Annotated in this window: 16 protein-coding genes; 7 read left to right on the forward strand and 9 right to left on the reverse strand. The window is 57.7% G+C overall.

Annotation, left to right across the window (positions count from 1 at the left end; genetic code table 11):
• Window positions 1-9: 9 nt before the first annotated feature.
• Window positions 10-1,242 (reverse strand): MFS transporter, encoded by a 1,233-nt coding sequence (locus tag ASD46_RS15525; protein ID WP_025594562.1) that lies wholly within the window; start codon window positions 1,240-1,242, stop codon window positions 10-12.
• Between the two features lie 137 nt (window positions 1,243-1,379).
• Between ASD46_RS15525 and ASD46_RS15530 the strand changes: the two genes are divergently transcribed.
• Both ASD46_RS15530 and ASD46_RS15535 read left to right on the forward strand, forming a co-directional pair.
• A complete protein-coding gene (locus ASD46_RS15530; RefSeq protein WP_003516688.1) occupies window positions 1,380-1,670 on the forward strand; it encodes a YggT family protein in 291 nt (96 codons plus the stop codon).
• Window positions 1,667-1,978: a DUF167 domain-containing protein gene (locus ASD46_RS15535; protein WP_025594563.1), complete on the forward strand. Its 312-nt coding sequence runs from the start codon at window positions 1,667-1,669 to the stop codon at window positions 1,976-1,978. The genes ASD46_RS15530 and ASD46_RS15535 overlap by 4 nt, the downstream gene beginning before the upstream one ends.
• 15 nt (window positions 1,979-1,993) lie before the next feature.
• On the opposite strand, the gene ppa is transcribed toward ASD46_RS15535, so the two are convergent.
• The 4 genes from ppa to ASD46_RS15555 form a co-directional block, all read right to left on the reverse strand.
• Window positions 1,994-2,527: an inorganic diphosphatase gene (ppa, locus tag ASD46_RS15540; protein WP_003516686.1), complete on the reverse strand. Its 534-nt coding sequence runs from the start codon at window positions 2,525-2,527 to the stop codon at window positions 1,994-1,996.
• 169 nt (window positions 2,528-2,696) lie between these two features.
• The gene (locus tag ASD46_RS15545) at window positions 2,697-3,203 is read right to left on the reverse strand and encodes a GNAT family N-acetyltransferase (RefSeq protein WP_003516685.1); all 507 of its coding nucleotides are present in this window, start codon (window positions 3,201-3,203) and stop codon (window positions 2,697-2,699) included.
• Window positions 3,204-3,418: 215 nt separating this feature from the next.
• A complete protein-coding gene (gene typA / locus ASD46_RS15550; protein WP_003516684.1) occupies window positions 3,419-5,239 on the reverse strand; it encodes a translational GTPase TypA in 1,821 nt (606 codons plus the stop codon).
• A gap of 149 nt (window positions 5,240-5,388) precedes the next feature.
• A complete protein-coding gene (locus ASD46_RS15555) occupies window positions 5,389-7,449 on the reverse strand; it encodes a M3 family metallopeptidase (RefSeq protein ID WP_025594564.1) in 2,061 nt (686 codons plus the stop codon).
• Window positions 7,450-7,625: 176 nt separating this feature from the next.
• Between ASD46_RS15555 and ASD46_RS15560 the strand changes: the two genes are divergently transcribed.
• The 3 genes from ASD46_RS15560 to ASD46_RS15570 all read left to right on the forward strand — a co-directional run bounded on the left by ASD46_RS15560 (window position 7,626) and on the right by ASD46_RS15570 (window position 9,838).
• Window positions 7,626-8,051 carry a hypothetical protein gene (locus ASD46_RS15560; RefSeq protein WP_025594566.1) on the forward strand — a complete coding sequence of 142 codons (426 nt, stop codon included), beginning with the start codon at window positions 7,626-7,628 and terminating at the stop codon, window positions 8,049-8,051.
• A gap of 132 nt (window positions 8,052-8,183) precedes the next feature.
• Window positions 8,184-8,639 carry a MarR family winged helix-turn-helix transcriptional regulator gene (locus ASD46_RS15565; protein ID WP_003516681.1) on the forward strand — a complete coding sequence of 152 codons (456 nt, stop codon included), beginning with the start codon at window positions 8,184-8,186 and terminating at the stop codon, window positions 8,637-8,639.
• Between the two features lie 20 nt (window positions 8,640-8,659).
• Entirely contained in the window at window positions 8,660-9,838 is a 1,179-nt protein-coding gene (locus tag ASD46_RS15570; protein ID WP_029658812.1) for a multidrug effflux MFS transporter, read from the forward strand.
• A 55-nt stretch (window positions 9,839-9,893) separates the two neighbouring features.
• On the opposite strand, the gene ASD46_RS15575 is transcribed toward ASD46_RS15570, so the two are convergent.
• Window positions 9,894-11,117 (reverse strand): argininosuccinate synthase, encoded by a 1,224-nt coding sequence (locus ASD46_RS15575; protein WP_003516677.1) that lies wholly within the window; start codon window positions 11,115-11,117, stop codon window positions 9,894-9,896.
• Between the two features lie 339 nt (window positions 11,118-11,456).
• On the opposite strand from ASD46_RS15575, the gene ASD46_RS15580 reads away from it, so the two are divergent.
• Window positions 11,457-12,311, forward strand: a complete 855-nt coding sequence (locus tag ASD46_RS15580) for an SDR family NAD(P)-dependent oxidoreductase (RefSeq protein WP_060642521.1) — start codon at window positions 11,457-11,459, stop codon at window positions 12,309-12,311.
• A gap of 151 nt (window positions 12,312-12,462) precedes the next feature.
• On the forward strand, window positions 12,463-13,110 hold the full coding sequence (locus ASD46_RS15585; protein ID WP_003516674.1) for a LysE family translocator: 648 nt from the start codon (window positions 12,463-12,465) through the stop codon (window positions 13,108-13,110).
• A gap of 45 nt (window positions 13,111-13,155) precedes the next feature.
• Here the strand turns inward: ASD46_RS15585 and ASD46_RS15590 are convergent, their stop codons facing one another.
• From ASD46_RS15590 to ASD46_RS15600, 3 genes are all read right to left on the reverse strand, one after another.
• Complete coding sequence (locus tag ASD46_RS15590) at window positions 13,156-13,950, reverse strand: ABC transporter ATP-binding protein (RefSeq protein WP_019566037.1); 795 nt, start codon at window positions 13,948-13,950, stop codon at window positions 13,156-13,158.
• Window positions 13,947-14,828, reverse strand: coding sequence for an ABC transporter permease (locus ASD46_RS15595; protein ID WP_003516669.1), 882 nt, complete (start codon window positions 14,826-14,828; stop codon window positions 13,947-13,949). The genes ASD46_RS15590 and ASD46_RS15595 overlap by 4 nt, the downstream gene beginning before the upstream one ends.
• 96 nt (window positions 14,829-14,924) lie before the next feature.
• Window positions 14,925-15,878 (reverse strand): ABC transporter substrate-binding protein, encoded by a 954-nt coding sequence (locus ASD46_RS15600; protein ID WP_003516666.1) that lies wholly within the window; start codon window positions 15,876-15,878, stop codon window positions 14,925-14,927.
• Window positions 15,879-15,971 lie beyond the last annotated feature (93 nt).

Genomic DNA, 15,971 nt, shown 5'->3' on the forward strand with positions numbered 1-15,971 from the left:
GCGTCAGCGTCAGCGTGGTGCGTCGAGATTATCGATCCTGCGCAGCTTCGAAAAGCCGAGTGCCCAGATGACCGCAACCGCAAGCGTGCCCGCCCCGCCGATAACGACGGCTGGCACGGCCCCGACGACATGGGCCATGGTGCCGGCGCGGAACTCACCCAGCTCGTTGGACGCCCCGACAAACACCATGTTCACCGCATTCACGCGCCCGCGCACCTCATCCGGCGTCCAGAGCGCAATCAACGTTTCCCGCACGTAAACCGACACCATGTCCGATGCGCCCATGACCACCAATGCGGCAATGGACACCCATGCGGTTTGAGAAAGTCCGAAAACCACGGTGGAAATGCCGAAAAACCCGACACCGACGAACATCAGCAGGCCGGCATGGTGGCGGATGGGCCTGAACGCCAGAATGACCGCGACGGTTATGGCGCCGATACCGGGTGCCGCGCGCAGAAGCCCAAGCCCCCAAGGCCCGAGTGTCAGCACTTCCTTGGCGAAAATCGGCATCAGGGCGACAGCGCCTCCGAGCAACACGGCAAAAAGATCGAGCGAGATGGCGCCGAGAACCACTTTTTCCTGCGAGATGAATTTGAACCCGGCCAGCATGGTCTCGAGGCTGATCGCTTTCGCCGGACCTCGTTGGTCCGGTTTGCGGATCGTCACCGCCAGCATAGCGGACACGATGAACAGCACGAGCGCCACGCTATAGGCCACGGAAGCGCCGAGACCATAAAGCAGGCCACCGGCGACAGGGCCAAGAATGGACGCCATCTGCCACGAAGAGGAGTTCCAGGCGATGGCGTTCGGCAAATCCTCGACAGGCACAAGATTGGGAGCCAGCGATTGCACCGCCGGCCCCATGAAAGCCCGCTCTATGCCGAACACGACGAGAATGGCAAAGACCGGCCAGGGAGAAAAGCTGTGTGCCAGCGTCAGGCCAAGCAGAGCCGCCGCGCAACCGGCCGCGATCAGAAGGCATACGGCCATAATGCGCCGGCGATTGTGCCTGTCCGCCACCGTTCCAGTGACAAGGATCAAAAGCAGCGATGGCAGAAACTGGAAAAGACCGATCAAGCCGAGATAAAAGGCATTGCCGGTGACCTCATACATCTGCCAGCCCACGGAAACGCTGACGATCTGGATTGCGAAGGCCGAAAAAAACCGGGCGCTGAAAAAACGGCGATAGGAACTATGCCGGAATGCACCGAAGCGGTTTTCGGCAGAAGGCAGGGACATCGGCTGGGTGCTCTCGAGACAATATGAGAAGTCTGCAATAGAGCGATACGACAAGAATCGCCAGCCCTATAGGCGCAACACTTGCCGGTTCACGAGCGAATGTCTAAATGTCTTGCAATCAAGATACGGAGATATTGATGCTTGCCCTGTTTCAGACCATCGATCTGGCTTTGAACCTCTATACGTGGGTGCTGATCGCCAGCGCCATTTTTTCCTGGCTTTACGCCTTCAACGTCATCAACTCCCGCAACCAGTTCGTGAATGCCATCGGCAGCTTTCTGGTCAACGTCACCGAGCCGGTTCTGCGCCCAATCCGTAGCATTCTGCCTAATCTCGGCGGCATCGATATTTCGCCGATCATCCTTCTGCTGATCATCTTCTTCATCCGCTCCTTCATGTGGAATACACTCTATCCCATGGTCGCTTGAGCGACCTCTGGCAAAAACACGGCGATCACATACGCCTGTCCGTTCGCCTCACCCCGAACGGGGGACGCGATGCCATTGACGGCGTGGAGCAGGATGCTGACGGAAATGCCCATCTGAAGGCTCGCGTCAGCGCAGTGCCTGAAGGCGGCAAGGCGAACAAGGCCCTGGTCATTTTGCTGGCGAAAAAATTCGGCCTGCCCAAATCGTCCATCACCTTCATTTCAGGTGAAACAGCGCGTAAAAAAATCCTCCGGATCGATACCGACCCGGAGGATTTCGAAAAGCTTTTTAGAAAGCTGGAAGTCTAAGGCAACGGGCTGAAATCAGCCCTGCGTCTTGTAGCGCTCGATGGCTTCGACGATAAGCTTCTTGGCAACGTCGACATCCTGCCAACCGCCCATCTTCACCCACTTGCCGGGCTCCAGATCCTTGTAGTGCTCGAAGAAGTGCTCGATCTGCTTCAGCGTGATTTCCGGCAGGTCGGTGTAGTTGTGGACCTTGTCGTAACGGCGCGTCAGCTTCGGAACCGGAACGGCGAGGATCTTCTCGTCCTTGCCGCCGTCGTCTTCCATGATCATGACGCCGATGGGGCGCACATTGATCACGCAGCCAGGAACCAGCGGGCGGGTATTGCAGATAAGAACGTCGATCGGATCGCCATCGTCGGAAAGCGTGTGCGGCACGAAGCCATAGTTACCCGGATAGGTCATAGGCGTGTAGAGGAAGCGATCGACGATCAGCGCACCGGCGTCCTTGTCCATCTCGTACTTGATCGGCTGGCCGCCAACCGGCACCTCGACAATAACATTCACGTCTTCCGGCGGATTCTTGCCAATGGAAATTGCATCGATACGCATTCGCTTCCCTCATTCGACGGGGTTGGATTTGGTTTTCGATACTGGGAAAGTCGCCGTATTGCAACATGGCTTTAGGCGGATAAGGCAGAATGCCGAATTTGAGGGCATCGGGATTGCGAATGGCCGACCGGAAAAAATGAAACCGGCGTGAAATCACCCGGCTGCGTACTTAGTTCCAGACGAAACCGATCTTGCGCAGCGACCTGCCGCCGAAATCTTCCATGCCCTCGGCGATGTCCCGGCCGCCATGCGAACGGAAAAACCGATTGGCAACCTCGCTATCTTCGAGGCACCAGACCACAACACCGTTGCAGCCGAGCGAGGTCAGCAGCCGGCGAGCTTCCGTGAATAGCAGCGAGCCAAGCCCGATGCCCTGATATTCCGGCCGCAGATAAAGCTCGTAGATCTCGCCGTCATGCGGCAGCCCACGCGCACGGCTTAAGCCCAGCGTGGCATATCCGGCAACCACGCCCTTCACTTCCACCACCAGCATGGTTGCGGAACCCCGGGTCGCCTTCTTCCACCAGATTTCGCCGCGGCGCTCCAGCATCTGCGTCAGCGGTCGGTGCGGGATCAGCCCGGCATAGGCCTGTTGCCATGACAGACGGTGCGCTTCGGCTATTGCGCGCGCATCTTGCGGTTCGGCTCGGCGAACATCTATGGATAACGTTTTCATAACGCGATTCTGGCCCCGACCATGAAAACTTGCCAGCCATAAAGGTTAACGACAGCAAGCTTACCCACAGCCTATTCATGTGGACGACCGAGAAAAATTAACGCATCCTTAACCTTTGACACAAGGGTCTTTCGACTCATGCACAAATAAAACATGCGCATAAAAAAACCCGGCTCGCGGCCGGGTTTTTTCAAATTCTTGACGGGAAGCCGCAATCAAACTGCCAGCTTCGCCTTTTCGAAACGCTTGCGATCGTTGGCGTCGAGGAACATCTTGCGCAGACGGATGGACTTCGGCGTCACTTCCATCAGCTCGTCGTCCTGGATCCAGGAAAGCGCGCGGTCGAGCGTCATGCGGATCGGCGGCGTCAGCTTTACGGCTTCATCCTTGCCGGCGGCGCGGATGTTGGTCAGCTGCTTGCCCTTCAGCACGTTCACTTCGAGATCGTTATCGCGAGAGTGAATGCCGATAATCATGCCGGCATAAACCTTCTCACCCGGCTCGATGATCATCGGGCCACGATCTTCCAGGTTGAACATGGCGTAGGCGACAGCTTCGCCCGAACCGTTCGACAAAAGAACGCCGTTAACGCGACCAGCAATCGCACCCTTGTACGGCTGATAGTCGTGGAACAGGCGGTTCATGATCGCCGTGCCGCGCGTGTCGGTCAAAAGTTCCGACTGGTAGCCGATCAGGCCGCGGGTCGGAGCGTAGAACTTCAGACGAACGCGATTACCGCCGGAGGGACGGAGCTCAGCCATTTCAGCCTTGCGCTCGGACATCTTCTGAACGACGACGCCGGAATGCTCTTCATCGACGTCGATCACGACTTCTTCGATCGGCTCCATCATGGCGCCGTTCTCATCCTTGTGCATGACAACGCGCGGACGCGAAACTGCAAGCTCAAAGCCTTCGCGACGCATGGTTTCGATGAGAACTGCCAGCTGCAATTCGCCACGCCCGGAAACGAAGAACGAATCCTTGCCTTCAGCTTCTTCAATCTTCAGCGCGACGTTGCCTTCGGCTTCCTTGAACAGACGGTCGCGGATGACGCGGCTCGTGACCTTGTCGCCTTCGGTGCCAGCAAGCGGGCTGTCGTTGACGATGAAGGACATGGTAACGGTCGGCGGATCGATCGGCTGTGCGGTCATCGCCTCAGTGACGGAAGGGTCACAGAAGGTATCGGCAACAGTGCCCTTGGAAAGACCAGCGATGGCAACGATGTCACCTGCATGGGCTTCATCGATGGACGTGCGCTCAATGCCGCGGAATGCGAGGATCTTGGAAATACGACCGGTTTCGATCGTCTTGCCGTCCTGGCCAAGTACCTTCACGGCCTGGTTCGGCTTGATCGAACCGGAAGCGATACGGCCGGTGATGATACGGCCGAGGAAGGGGTTGGCTTCGAGGATGGTACCGATCAGACGGAACGGGCCTTCTTCAACAGTAGGCTCCGGAACATGCTCGAGAACCAGATCGAGCAACGGTGCAAGACCCTGATCCTTCGGACCTTCTGGGTTGACGTTCATCCAGCCGTCACGGCCGGAACCGTAAAGGATCGGGAAGTCGAGCTGCTCGTCGGTAGCATCGAGGTTTGCGAAAAGGTCGAAAACTTCGTTGATGACTTCTTCATGGCGGCCATCCGGACGGTCGATCTTGTTGATCGCCACGATCGGACGAAGACCAACCTTCAGCGCCTTGCTGACGACGAACTTCGTCTGCGGCATAGGGCCTTCGGAACTATCGACCAGAACGATCGCGCCATCCACCATCGACAGGATACGCTCAACTTCGCCGCCGAAATCGGCGTGGCCGGGGGTGTCGACGATGTTGATGCGAACACCCTTCCACTCCACCGAAGTCGCCTTGGCAAGAATGGTGATGCCGCGTTCCTTTTCGAGATCGTTGCTATCCATCACGCGTTCCGCAACGCGCTGGTTGTCGCGGAACGAGCCGGACTGCTTCAGAAGCTCGTCAACGAGCGTCGTTTTTCCATGGTCAACGTGCGCGATAATCGCGATGTTGCGAATTGCCATTGTTCAAAATCTCTGAGGTTGGGCGCTACCGTCGTGAGATGCGCCAATTTAGTTTGGCGCGCTCATAACCTTTTTTTTGCAAATGCGAAAGGGGGGCATTGTCATATGCCCCCTGCGCTCAGGTTCTAGCTCAAGAATATGACAGTCTTTTATACGAGGCCGCGCTTCAAAAGCATGGCATCGGGACTTGGCATCTTGCCGCGAAAAGCGAGATAGGCCTCCTCCGGATCGATCGAGCCACCGACTGAATAGATATTCTCTTTCAGCTTGCGCGCCATTTCACCATCGAAGGCGTTGCCGGTTTCCTCGAAGGCAGAAAACGCGTCGGCGTCCAGCACCTCCGACCACATGTAGGAATAATAACCGGCCGAATAACCATCACCGGAAAACACATGCTGGAAATGTGGCGTCGCATGCCGCATGACAATGGACTTCGGCATGTTCAGGGCGGAAAGCACCTCACCTTGTACGACCATGGGATCGCCGACGCTGTCACGGGTGTGGAACGCCATATCGACGATGGCCGAAGAAGTGAATTCCACCGTGCTGAAACCGGCATTGAAGGTCTGTGCTGCCAGAACCTTGTCCAGCAGCGCCTTTGGCATCGGTGCCCCGGTTTCATAATGCAGGGCATATTTCTCCAGAATTTCCGGCACGGTCAGCCAGTGTTCGTAAAGCTGCGACGGCAACTCGACGAAATCGCGCGACACACCCGTTCCGGAAACGGAAGGATAGGTGACATCAGATAACATGCCGTGCAGGGCGTGGCCGAATTCGTGAAACAGCGTGCGCGCATCATCGAGCGAAAGCAGCGCAGGCTTTCCCTCTGCCGGTTTTGCAAAATTGCAGACATTGTAGATGATCGGTATTTCACCGACAGTGCCGTTCTTCAAAGGCAGCTTGTGCTGCGACTGGAACGAACTCATCCACGCGCCGGAACGCTTGGACGGGCGGGCGAAATAATCGCCGAGGAACATGGCTTTCAGGTCGCCCTTGTCGTCGCGGATTTCAAAAACCCGCACATCGGGATGATAGGCGGCGACACCCTTGATCTCGACGGCACGAATTGCAAAAAGCCGGTTGGCCACATCGAAACACGCATCGATGATCTTTTCCAATTGCAGATACGGCTTCAATTCAGTCTCGGAGAAGCTGAATTTCTGTGCCCGCAGCTTTTCGGCGTAATGGCGCCAGTCCCAGGGCATCACCTCGTGGTTCTTGCCCTCCGCGGCGATGATGGCGGCAAGTTCAGCCTCCTCCTCACCTGCGCGCAGCACGGCCTTTTCCCAGACCTGGCCCAGAAGACCGTTCACGGCATCCGGCGTTTTTGCCATCGTGTCGTCCAGCTTGTAGGCAGCAAAATTCTTGTAGCCGAGAAGCTGTGCCTTTTCCTCACGCAGTTCCAGCGTACGGCGGACGGTTGCGCGGTTGTCGGTATCGCCACCATTTTCGCCGCGAGCCACCCAGGCCTTGAAGGCTTGCTCGCGCAAGTCGCGGCGTTCGGAGAAGGTCAGGAATGGCTCGATGATGGAGCGGGAAAGGGTAACGGCAAATTTGCCGTCTTCGCCATGTTCGCGCGCGGCACCCGCCATGGCATCACGCAGAAAACCGGGAATGCCGGAAAGCTCGTCGTCGGTAGAAAGCAGAAGTTTCCAGCTCTTTTCATCCGCCAGAACATTCTGCCCGAATTTGGCGCCGAGACCGGCAAGCTCTTCATTGATGGCCGCCAGACGCTCCTGACGGTCCTTCTGCAACTTTGCGCCGGAGCGCACGAAACCCTTCCAGTGCCGTTCGAGAACGCGTTTTTCCTCGCCGATCAGGGAAAGCGCATCGCGCGTTTCCCATAGCGTGTCGATGCGTCTGAACAGCGACTCGTTCATGCCGATCTTGGAATAGTGCCGTGACATTTTCGGCGCGATTTCCCGCTCCAGTGCCTGAATGACGCTGTTGGTGTGGGCACCCGCCTTATTCCAGAACAGCGCCGAAATGCGCGAGAGTTCGTCGCCGGCGATTTCAAGCGCGGTCACGGTGTTTTCGAAGGTCGGCGCCTGCGGATTGCCGGCAATCGCATCGATTTCCTGTTCATGGGACAAAAGGGCGGCTTCAAAGGCCGGAGCAAAATTCTCATCCTTGACCGCATCGAATTTCGGCAGACCGTTCTGACCGTTCCAGGTAACGAGTGCGGGATAGGGCGCGGTCGTGGATGGCATTTCATCTTCCTTGTACAATTCCGGTTTACGCCCATATGGGCATGCCTCCACCGCCAATTCAATATGCCGGAATTTGGTGTGGAAGACATGATCGTCAACACCGCCAAGTATTGACCGGCATGGCGACGGCATGTTTTGATTTCTCGCAATAATATCCCATGATGGAGATATGTATTATGGAGATTTATTCTTTAAGGTCTGCCAATAGTTTCCTTTTCAGGGACAATCCCAAAAACAGCAGCCCCGTGGGAAGCCCCGATTTCGGCAAGGCAGCCCCATCCGACGCGGCCACCGGCTTTGAAGAAACGATAGACCGCATCGATTTCACCCGTGTCAGCCCCCGGCAATTGCGGGAAATCGCGCAGGAATATTACGATACCGGAAAAATCAGCCACGATACCTGGCTTGAGCTTTCGTCCGAACTTCCGGCACAGACGCTGAATGCCAATGGCGAGGTGATTGACATTGCCGACGTGACCGACGACACGGATTTCGACTTTGTGACGTATTTTTCTGACCGGATCGAGATTGCCCGTTCCATTGGCACGACGGATGAAGTGGAAAAAATGCAGGGTGTATTGTCTTTTTTTGCTTCGACGTGACGATGACAGGCAATGTTGTTGGACGTCCGCAATCAAACTGACGAATACTTTACGCAATTTTCGATAATATGATTTATGCGCCATTGCTTATCGTCCGAAACTTAGTAAGGCTGACTTACCAAAAGGCGAAGCATGGGCACACGCGAAAAAGATTCATTGGCATTTTTGCTGAACAGCGGCGCACGCCTGCTGAACAGTGCATTTGAGCGCCGTATCTCGGAAGCCGGACTGGGCCTTACCCCCGGCGAGGCAAGAGCATTGCTGACAGTTGCGGTTATCGATGGCAGCAAGCAGGCTGACATCGCCGCCCGTCTCGGCATCGAACCCATGACGATCTGCGCCTATCTCGACAAGTTGCAGTCACTCAATCTGATAGAACGCCAGCAGGACCCGCAGGACAGGCGTTCCAAACGTATCGTCCTGACGAAAACATCCGCCGACATGCTGGAAGCTGTCGGTCACGAAATCGACCAGCTCGTTCTTCAGGCCACACAGGGACTGAACGAAGAGGAAGTCGCGCTTTTCCGTAGCTTCCTGCAGACGCTTCGCAACAATCTGCAACCGGAACAGCAGGGCCAGAACGGCTGATCGCAATGTCGAAAACGATCATGTCCAGAAAACGCACGGCTTTGCTCGGAGCATTGCTGACAGCGCTGGCGCCCATTTCCATGTCGATTTACACGCCGGCCATGCCGGAACTGACACGGGTTTTCGCAACCAGCGACTCCGCCATAAAACTCAGCCTGTCGCTCTATTTTGCCGGTTTTGCCTTAGCCCAATTGCTTGCCGGGCCGGCATCCGATGCCTTCGGACGGCGCAAGGCGAGCCTCGTCTTCCTGTCGATCTTTCTGGGCGGCGGTGTGCTCGCCCTCTTGGCCCCAACCATCGAAGTGCTGCTGTTCGCGCGCCTCGTTCAGGGCATCGGCGCTTCCGTTGGCATGACTGTTGCGCGCGCCGTGGTGCGCGATCAGTTCACCGGCCCGGAAGCCTCCAGCATCATGAACCTCATCGGCATCATGCTGGCGATCGGCCCTGCGATGGGGCCGACGATCGGTGGTCTGTCACTTGCGGCTTTTGGCTGGCAATCGGTGTTTTTCCTCATGGCCGGTCTCGGAGCTATCGCCATCCTTTCGGTGGTGCTTTTTCTGCGTGAAACGACGGTGCCTGACAAAACCAGGATCCGACCCCGACACCTTCTGTCGGCCTATGCCACATTGCTGAAGCAGCCGCGTTTTCTTCTGGCCGCCCTCGTGCTCGGCGGCTCCATCGGCGCACTTTATGCGCAAGCCACCATGCTGACCTTCATCCTCATCAACGAAGTCGGCATGTCCCCCACGGCCTTCGGTGTCGGCATGCTGATGCAAACAGGCGCCTATTTCTTCGGTTCGATTGCGTTGCGTTACATCGCGCCAAGACTGGGCGACCGGCGTTCCGTCGTGCTTGGCCTTTGTTTTTCCGGCACGGGCGGTCTTCTCATCATGCTGTCGGTTTTCCTCGTGCCGCCATCCTTCCTCTCCATCATGGGGCCCGTCGCAGTGGCGACCGTCGGGATCGCGCTGTTGACGCCTTCGATGGTCACGGCGGCCCTCGCCCCCTTCCCGCATATCGCCGGCTCGGCATCGGCCATGATGGGTTTCATCCAGATGGGATCTGGTTTTGCGGGTGGGGCAATGGCCTCGCTGATAGGTTCCCCGCTGACCAGCTTCGGCATCATCATTCCGGTTATGGAATTCGTGGCCGTTGCCAGCTACATCGGCTTTCGCGCCGTTTCCAGAAGAGAGACATGAAAAAACCCGCAGGCGTTGCCACCTGCGGGTTTTTCCAATTCATGCTTCAGCAGAATTACTTGCCGAGATTACGCTTCGCCAGGGTGCGCAGGCGCAGGGCATTGAGCTTGATGAAGCCAGCTGCGTCCTTCTGGTCATAAGCACCGTGGTCGTCCTCGAACGTCACCAGCGCGTCGGAATAGAGCGACTTCGCGCTCTCGCGGCCGGTCACCATGACATTGCCCTTGTAGAGCTTCAGCGTCACTTCACCTTCCACATGCTCCTGGCTCTTGTCGATCAGGGCCTGCAGCATCTCGCGCTCGGGCGAGAACCAGAAGCCGTAATAGATGAGTTCGGCGTAACGCGGCATCAGATCGTCCTTCAGATGCGCGGCACCCCGGTCGAGCGTGATGGATTCGATCGCACGATGCGCAGCCAGCAGGATGGTGCCGCCCGGCGTTTCGTAGACGCCACGCGACTTCATGCCGACGAAGCGGTTCTCGACCAGATCGAGACGGCCGATGCCGTTTTCGCGACCATAATTGTTGAGCGTCGCCAGAAGCGTGGCAGGCGACATTTCCACACCGTTGATGGAGCAGGCATCACCCTTGCGGAAACCGACCTTGATAACGGTTGCCTTGTCAGGCGCTGCTTCCGGGGAAATGGTGCGCATGTGCACATATTCCGGGGCTTCCTTAGCCGGGTCTTCCAGAACCTTGCCCTCGGACGAGGAGTGCAGCAGGTTGGCGTCGACGGAGAAAGGCGCTTCGCCCTTCTTGTCCTTGGCCACGGGAATCTGGTTCTTTTCGGCAAATTCCAGAAGGTCGGTCCGGCTCTTGAAAGTCCAGTCGCGCCATGGGGCGATGATCTTGATATCCGGGTTCAGCGCATAGGCCGAAAGCTCGAAACGGACCTGGTCGTTGCCCTTGCCGGTGGCGCCATGCGCAATGGCATCGGCGCCGGTCTTCTTGGCGATCTCGATCAGGTGCTTGGAAATCAGCGGGCGGGCGATGGAGGTACCGAGCAGATAGACACCTTCATAAACGGCGTTGGCACGGAACATCGGAAAAACGAAATCACGCACGAACTCTTCGCGGACGTCCTCGACGAAGATTTCCTTGATGCCCAGCAACTCGGCCTTCTTGCGCGCCGGCTCAAGCTCTTCGCCCTGGCCGAGATCGGCGGTGAAGGTCACGACCTCAGCGCCGAGTTCCGTCTGAAGCCACTTCAGGATGATCGAGGTGTCGAGGCCGCCGGAATAGGCGAGAACGACTTTCTTAACGTCTTTCGGGAGTGCCATTATGATGTCCATCTGCATGATGACGGCATCGGGGTACCGCCATTTCCTTGGGATTTCGGCACTTTTACAGTGCAACCCGAAAACTGTGAAGCGATTTTCGGAAAAGATGCCCGACAAAACAACGAATAGGACGAAAGGGCAATAGGCATTTGCGAAAGGTCAGATCCCCGCAACAGCGCGTCATGACTGGAACGAACGAATTGTCACATGCATTATGCGATTTCGCGCTTTAACATGAAGCGGCGCGATCAACTTGAAGACCGTGAATGAAGCCACTCAGGGTTCAGGCAACGTTGCAAACGGCTGGAAACAGCACAAAACGACGCGAAAGGAAAACCTATGACGACCATCCACCCCGCATTCAAGGAAGATAATGTCGCCGTCATCACCGGCGCGGCCTCCGGTATCGGACTTGCCGCGGCCCGGAAATTCGCCGGTTTCGGCATGAGCGTCGTCCTCATCGATCTCGACGGTGACAGGCTTGCCGCAGCGCATGCTGATATTCTGACCATCGCAAAGGATGGCGAAGCACAGATCGTCGCAATACCGACCGACGTGTCGAAACTCGATGAGCTTGAGGCGCTGGAACGCGCTGTCATCCAGCGTTTCGGGCGGGTTCATGTGTTGATGAACAATGCCGGCATCCAGCCGGGCAGCGCCATCTTCGGCGCTCAGGCCAACTGGGAAAAAGTCATCAACGTCAACCTGATGGGTGTCGTGAACGGCAGCCGGGTGTTTGGGCAGGGCATGGTCGCCCATGGCGAGGCCGCGCTCATCATCAATACCGGTTCGAAACAGGGCATCACCACCCCGCCGGGCGATCCGGCCTATAATGTCTCGAAGGCCGGCGTCAAAGCCTTCACGGAAGCGCTACAGCACGAGCTGCGCAATATTCCGAACAGCGCGGTTTCCGCCCATCTCCTGATCCCCGGTTTCGTCTTCACCGGCCTCACGGCAAATGGCAGGACGGAAAAACCAGCAGGAGCCTGGACCGGCGAGCAAACCGTTGATTTCATGATCGAGAGCATCGCCAGGGGCGATTTCTATATTCTTTGCCCGGATGGCGAAGTGGATCGCCCGACGGACGAGAAACGCATTCTGTGGGCAGCTCAAGACATCGTCCAAAATCGTCCGCCACTGTCGCGCTGGCACACCGAATATTCCGCCGCCTTCACCAGCTTCCTCAAAAACTGATCGCCCGACGCCGCCGCACTTTGAAAGTTGCGGCGGCTATCCACTTTTGATCATCCCCGGTTTTCGTACCAATGTCCCGGCGCGCAAAAACATTGGCAGAAACGCGAATTCGCGTTAAGCAACGGCAGTCTCCAGCTTTACGGGTGCCGCGATGGATTTCGTTCCGAGCCTGCCAACACTTGCCGCCTTCACCGTCGCCATCCTGCTTCTGGCGGTAACGCCCGGTCCTGACATGACGCTATGGATCAGCCGGTCAATACGCGAGGGTCGGGCAGCGGGTTTCATGACCCTTGTGGGCACCAATCTCGGTATTACCGTGCATACGATGCTGGTTGCCTTCGGCGTCGCGGCCCTCATCGTCGCATCGCCTACAGCCTTCCTCATCCTGAAGACCGGCGGGGCCGCCTATCTTGTCTGGCTCGCCATTCAGGCGATCCGCAAGGGCTCGGATTTCGTGATGGTCAAGACCACGGGCGAAAAACAGCAATCCTCACTGAAATCCGCCTTGCTGAACGGTATTTGGGTCAATCTGCTCAATCCAAAGGTCATCATCTTTTTCATGACCTTCCTGCCGCAATTCGTCAGCGCATCCGATCCGCATGTCACCGGCAAGCTTATTTTCCTTGGGCTCTGGTCAATCATCGTGGCGCTGCCGATCGGCATCGGCATCGTCGTTGCCGCCGATGTGCTGTCGGCCTGGCTCCAGCGCAACAAGAAGGTTTTGCGCGGGCTGGATTATACGATCGCCGGTGTATTTTCGCTTTTCGCCGTCAAGATTTTCCTCACCCAGACGCGATGACGCACAAATAAAAAAGGCGCCCGCAGGCGCCTTTCGGATAACTCATCAGCCAATCAATAGCTCATCGTCATCAAGCGTCTGGCCGCGTATCTTGCGGAACATGTCGATAAGATCTTCGACCTGAAGACCCTTGCGGCTTTCGCCGGACACATCGAGCACGATTTCACCGGCGTGCAGCATGATCGTGCGGTCGCCATAGTCCAGCGCCTGACGCATGGAATGGGTAACCATCAGTGTCGTCAGCTTGCGCTCGGAAACCACCTTGCGGGTCAGCTCCATCACGAACTCCGCCATGCCGGGATCGAGTGCTGCCGTATGTTCGTCAAGCAGCAACACGTCCGAACCGGAAAGCGTTGCCATGACAAGCGAGACCGCCTGCCTTTGCCCGCCGGACAACAGGTCCATGCGGTCCTTCAAACGATTTTCCAAACCGAGATTGAGCGAAGCGATACGCTCCCGGAAGAAATCCCGCCTGCCGCGCCCAAGCGCCGGCAACAAGCCGCGACGCTCTCCGCGAGACGCCGCAAGAGCAAGGTTCTCCTCAATTGTGAGCGCGCCACAGCTGCCAGCCAATGGGTCCTGAAACACGCGCGCCACCCGCCCAGCCCGGCTGGCGGTCGTTTTGCGTGTGACATCGGCGCCACCAACCATCACCTTTCCGGCCGTCGGCAGGACATCGCCCGCGAGAACGCCGAGAAGCGTGGATTTGCCGGCACCGTTGGAGCCGATCACGGTAACGAAGGAACCATCCTCGATGGTAAGATCAATCTTGGCCAGCGCCTGCTTTTGCAGCGGTGTGCCACGCCCGAAGATGACCTGAATGTCGGAAAGGGAAATCACGATGTTGCTCCCCCGCGGCGCAGTCGAGGCAGGATCAATGCAATGGCTACCAATACCGCCGTAACGAAATTGAGATCGGAGGCCTTGAGACCCAGCACATCGCTCGACAAAGCGAGCTGGATGGCAAGGCGGTAGGCGATGGAGCCGAAGACACAGCCGATGAGCGCAATCAGAATGCCCCTCGAGCCAAACAGCGTTTCGCCGATGATAACGGCCGCAAGCCCGACGACGATGGTGCCGACACCGGCAGTCACATCGGCAAAGCCATTGGTCTGCGCAAAAAGCGCGCCGCCGAGCGCGACCAGTGCATTCGAAAGCGCCATGCCAAGATAGATCTGGTTGCCGGTCTTCACCCCTTGGGCGCGCGCCATCCGCGCATTCGCGCCCGTCGCCCGCATGGCAAGGCCCGCGTCGCTCTCAAGGAAACGCCAGACGAGAATGACAGCGAGCAATACCAGAACGCCGATAAAGAGTGGCCGCACGAGATATTCGGAAAGACCGAGACCGTAGAACGGCGAGATCATCGTATCCTGATTGAGCAGCGCCACATTCGGTTTTCCCATCACCCGAAGGTTCACCGAAAATAGCGCGATCATCGTCAGGATTGACGCAAGCAGGTTGAGTATCTTGAACCGAACGTTGAGCGTGGCCGTAACGATGCCAGCACCGGCGCCGGCAACCATCGCAATCGCCGTCGCGACCCAGGCATTGAGGCCGGCGATGATCATCACGGCCGCAACGGCTGCGCCGAGCGGAAAGGAACCGTCAACGGTCAGATCAGGAAAATCAAGTACCCGGAAAGCGAGATAGACGCCGATCGCCACGAAGGCGAAGACCAGTCCCAGTTCCACGGCACCCCAGAAAGCGATTTGGCTCACGGTAATGTCCTTGTTATTGCCGCCGCGTCGGCGGATACGGGCACCGTTGCGTGCCGCGCAAAGCGGGCGGCGAGTGACCGCCGCCCGAAGTCCGGTTTAGTCGATGACCTTGGTGGCGCGCTTCGTCACGCTTTCGGGGAAGGTGACGCCAGCTTTTTCAGCAGCCTTCTTGTTGATCACCAGATCGGTGCCGACGGCAACGGTTGCCGGAATGTCGCCGGGCTTCTCACCCTTGAGAATGCGAACAACGACAGCGCCGGTCTGCTTGCCAACGTCGAAATAGTTGAAGCCGAGAGCCGCAACCGCACCGCGCGCGACGGAATCCGTATCGGCGGCATAAAGCGGAATTTTCGCCTCACTCGCAACTCCGGCTGCCGCCTCGAAAGCGGAAACGATGGTATTGTCGGTCGGCACGTAGATCACGTCGGCCTTGCCGACCAGTGCGCGCGTCGCGCCCTGCACTTCGGCGGATTTTGTGGCGACAGATTCAACGACCTTCAGGCCGGCCTTTTCAGCCTCAGCCTTCAGCGCTGCAAGCGTCGAGACGGAGTTGGCCTCGGCGGAGTTGTAGATAAAGCCGATGGACTTGGCGTTGGGCGAAATTTCCTTGATCAGCGCCAGATGCTCAGCAACCGGCAGCATGTCGGAAAGTCCGGTCACGTTGCGGCCGGGCTTTTGCATGTCCTTGACGAGCTGTGCGCCAACCGGATCGGAAACAGCCGTGAAGACAACCGGAATGTCGCGCGTCGCCGCAACGACAGCCTGGGCGGACGGTGTGGAGATCGGCACGATGACATTGGGGGCTTCGCCCACGAACTGACGCGCAATCTGCGCTGCGGTGCCTGGATTGCCCTGCGCGGACTCGTAGAGGAACTTGAGGTTCTCGCCTTCCTTGTAACCGGCTTCGGCAAGCGCTGCCTTGACGCCGTCACGTGCGGCGTCAAGCGCCGGATGTTCGACAATGGCGGTGACGGCAACGGTGACGTTTTCAGCCTTGGCCGGCAGAACGAGGGCGCTCGCGGCTGCGAGCGCCAGAATGAATGCACGCATAGGTATCCTCCAGTTGGTTTCTTATTGCCGTCTTATTAGAAACAAGACCGCCCGAAATCAATCAAAGAACCGTAACGAACCAAGCTTTCTGCC

Source organism: Rhizobium sp. Root491, assembly GCF_001427205.1.
GTDB lineage: Bacteria > Pseudomonadota > Alphaproteobacteria > Rhizobiales > Rhizobiaceae > Agrobacterium > Agrobacterium tumefaciens.

Bases quoted from the DNA above. Each gene is read 5' to 3' on its own strand.
- ASD46_RS15525 (WP_025594562.1), bottom strand. From the start codon at position 1,242: ATGTCCCTGCCTTCTGCCGAAAACCGCTTCGGTGCATTCCGGCATAGT.
- ASD46_RS15530 (WP_003516688.1), top strand. From the start codon at position 1,380: ATGCTTGCCCTGTTTCAGACCATCGATCTGGCTTTGAACCTCTATACG.
- ppa (WP_003516686.1), bottom strand. From the start codon at position 2,527: ATGCGTATCGATGCAATTTCCATTGGCAAGAATCCGCCGGAAGACGTG.
- ASD46_RS15545 (WP_003516685.1), bottom strand. From the start codon at position 3,203: ATGAAAACGTTATCCATAGATGTTCGCCGAGCCGAACCGCAAGATGCG.
- typA (WP_003516684.1), bottom strand. From the start codon at position 5,239: ATGGCAATTCGCAACATCGCGATTATCGCGCACGTTGACCATGGAAAA.
- ASD46_RS15555 (WP_025594564.1), bottom strand. From the start codon at position 7,449: ATGCCATCCACGACCGCGCCCTATCCCGCACTCGTTACCTGGAACGGT.
- ASD46_RS15560 (WP_025594566.1), top strand. From the start codon at position 7,626: ATGGAGATTTATTCTTTAAGGTCTGCCAATAGTTTCCTTTTCAGGGAC.
- ASD46_RS15565 (WP_003516681.1), top strand. From the start codon at position 8,184: ATGGGCACACGCGAAAAAGATTCATTGGCATTTTTGCTGAACAGCGGC.
- ASD46_RS15570 (WP_029658812.1), top strand. From the start codon at position 8,660: ATGTCCAGAAAACGCACGGCTTTGCTCGGAGCATTGCTGACAGCGCTG.
- ASD46_RS15575 (WP_003516677.1), bottom strand. From the start codon at position 11,117: ATGGCACTCCCGAAAGACGTTAAGAAAGTCGTTCTCGCCTATTCCGGC.
- ASD46_RS15580 (WP_060642521.1), top strand. From the start codon at position 11,457: ATGACGACCATCCACCCCGCATTCAAGGAAGATAATGTCGCCGTCATC.
- ASD46_RS15585 (WP_003516674.1), top strand. From the start codon at position 12,463: ATGGATTTCGTTCCGAGCCTGCCAACACTTGCCGCCTTCACCGTCGCC.
- ASD46_RS15600 (WP_003516666.1), bottom strand. From the start codon at position 15,878: ATGCGTGCATTCATTCTGGCGCTCGCAGCCGCGAGCGCCCTCGTTCTG.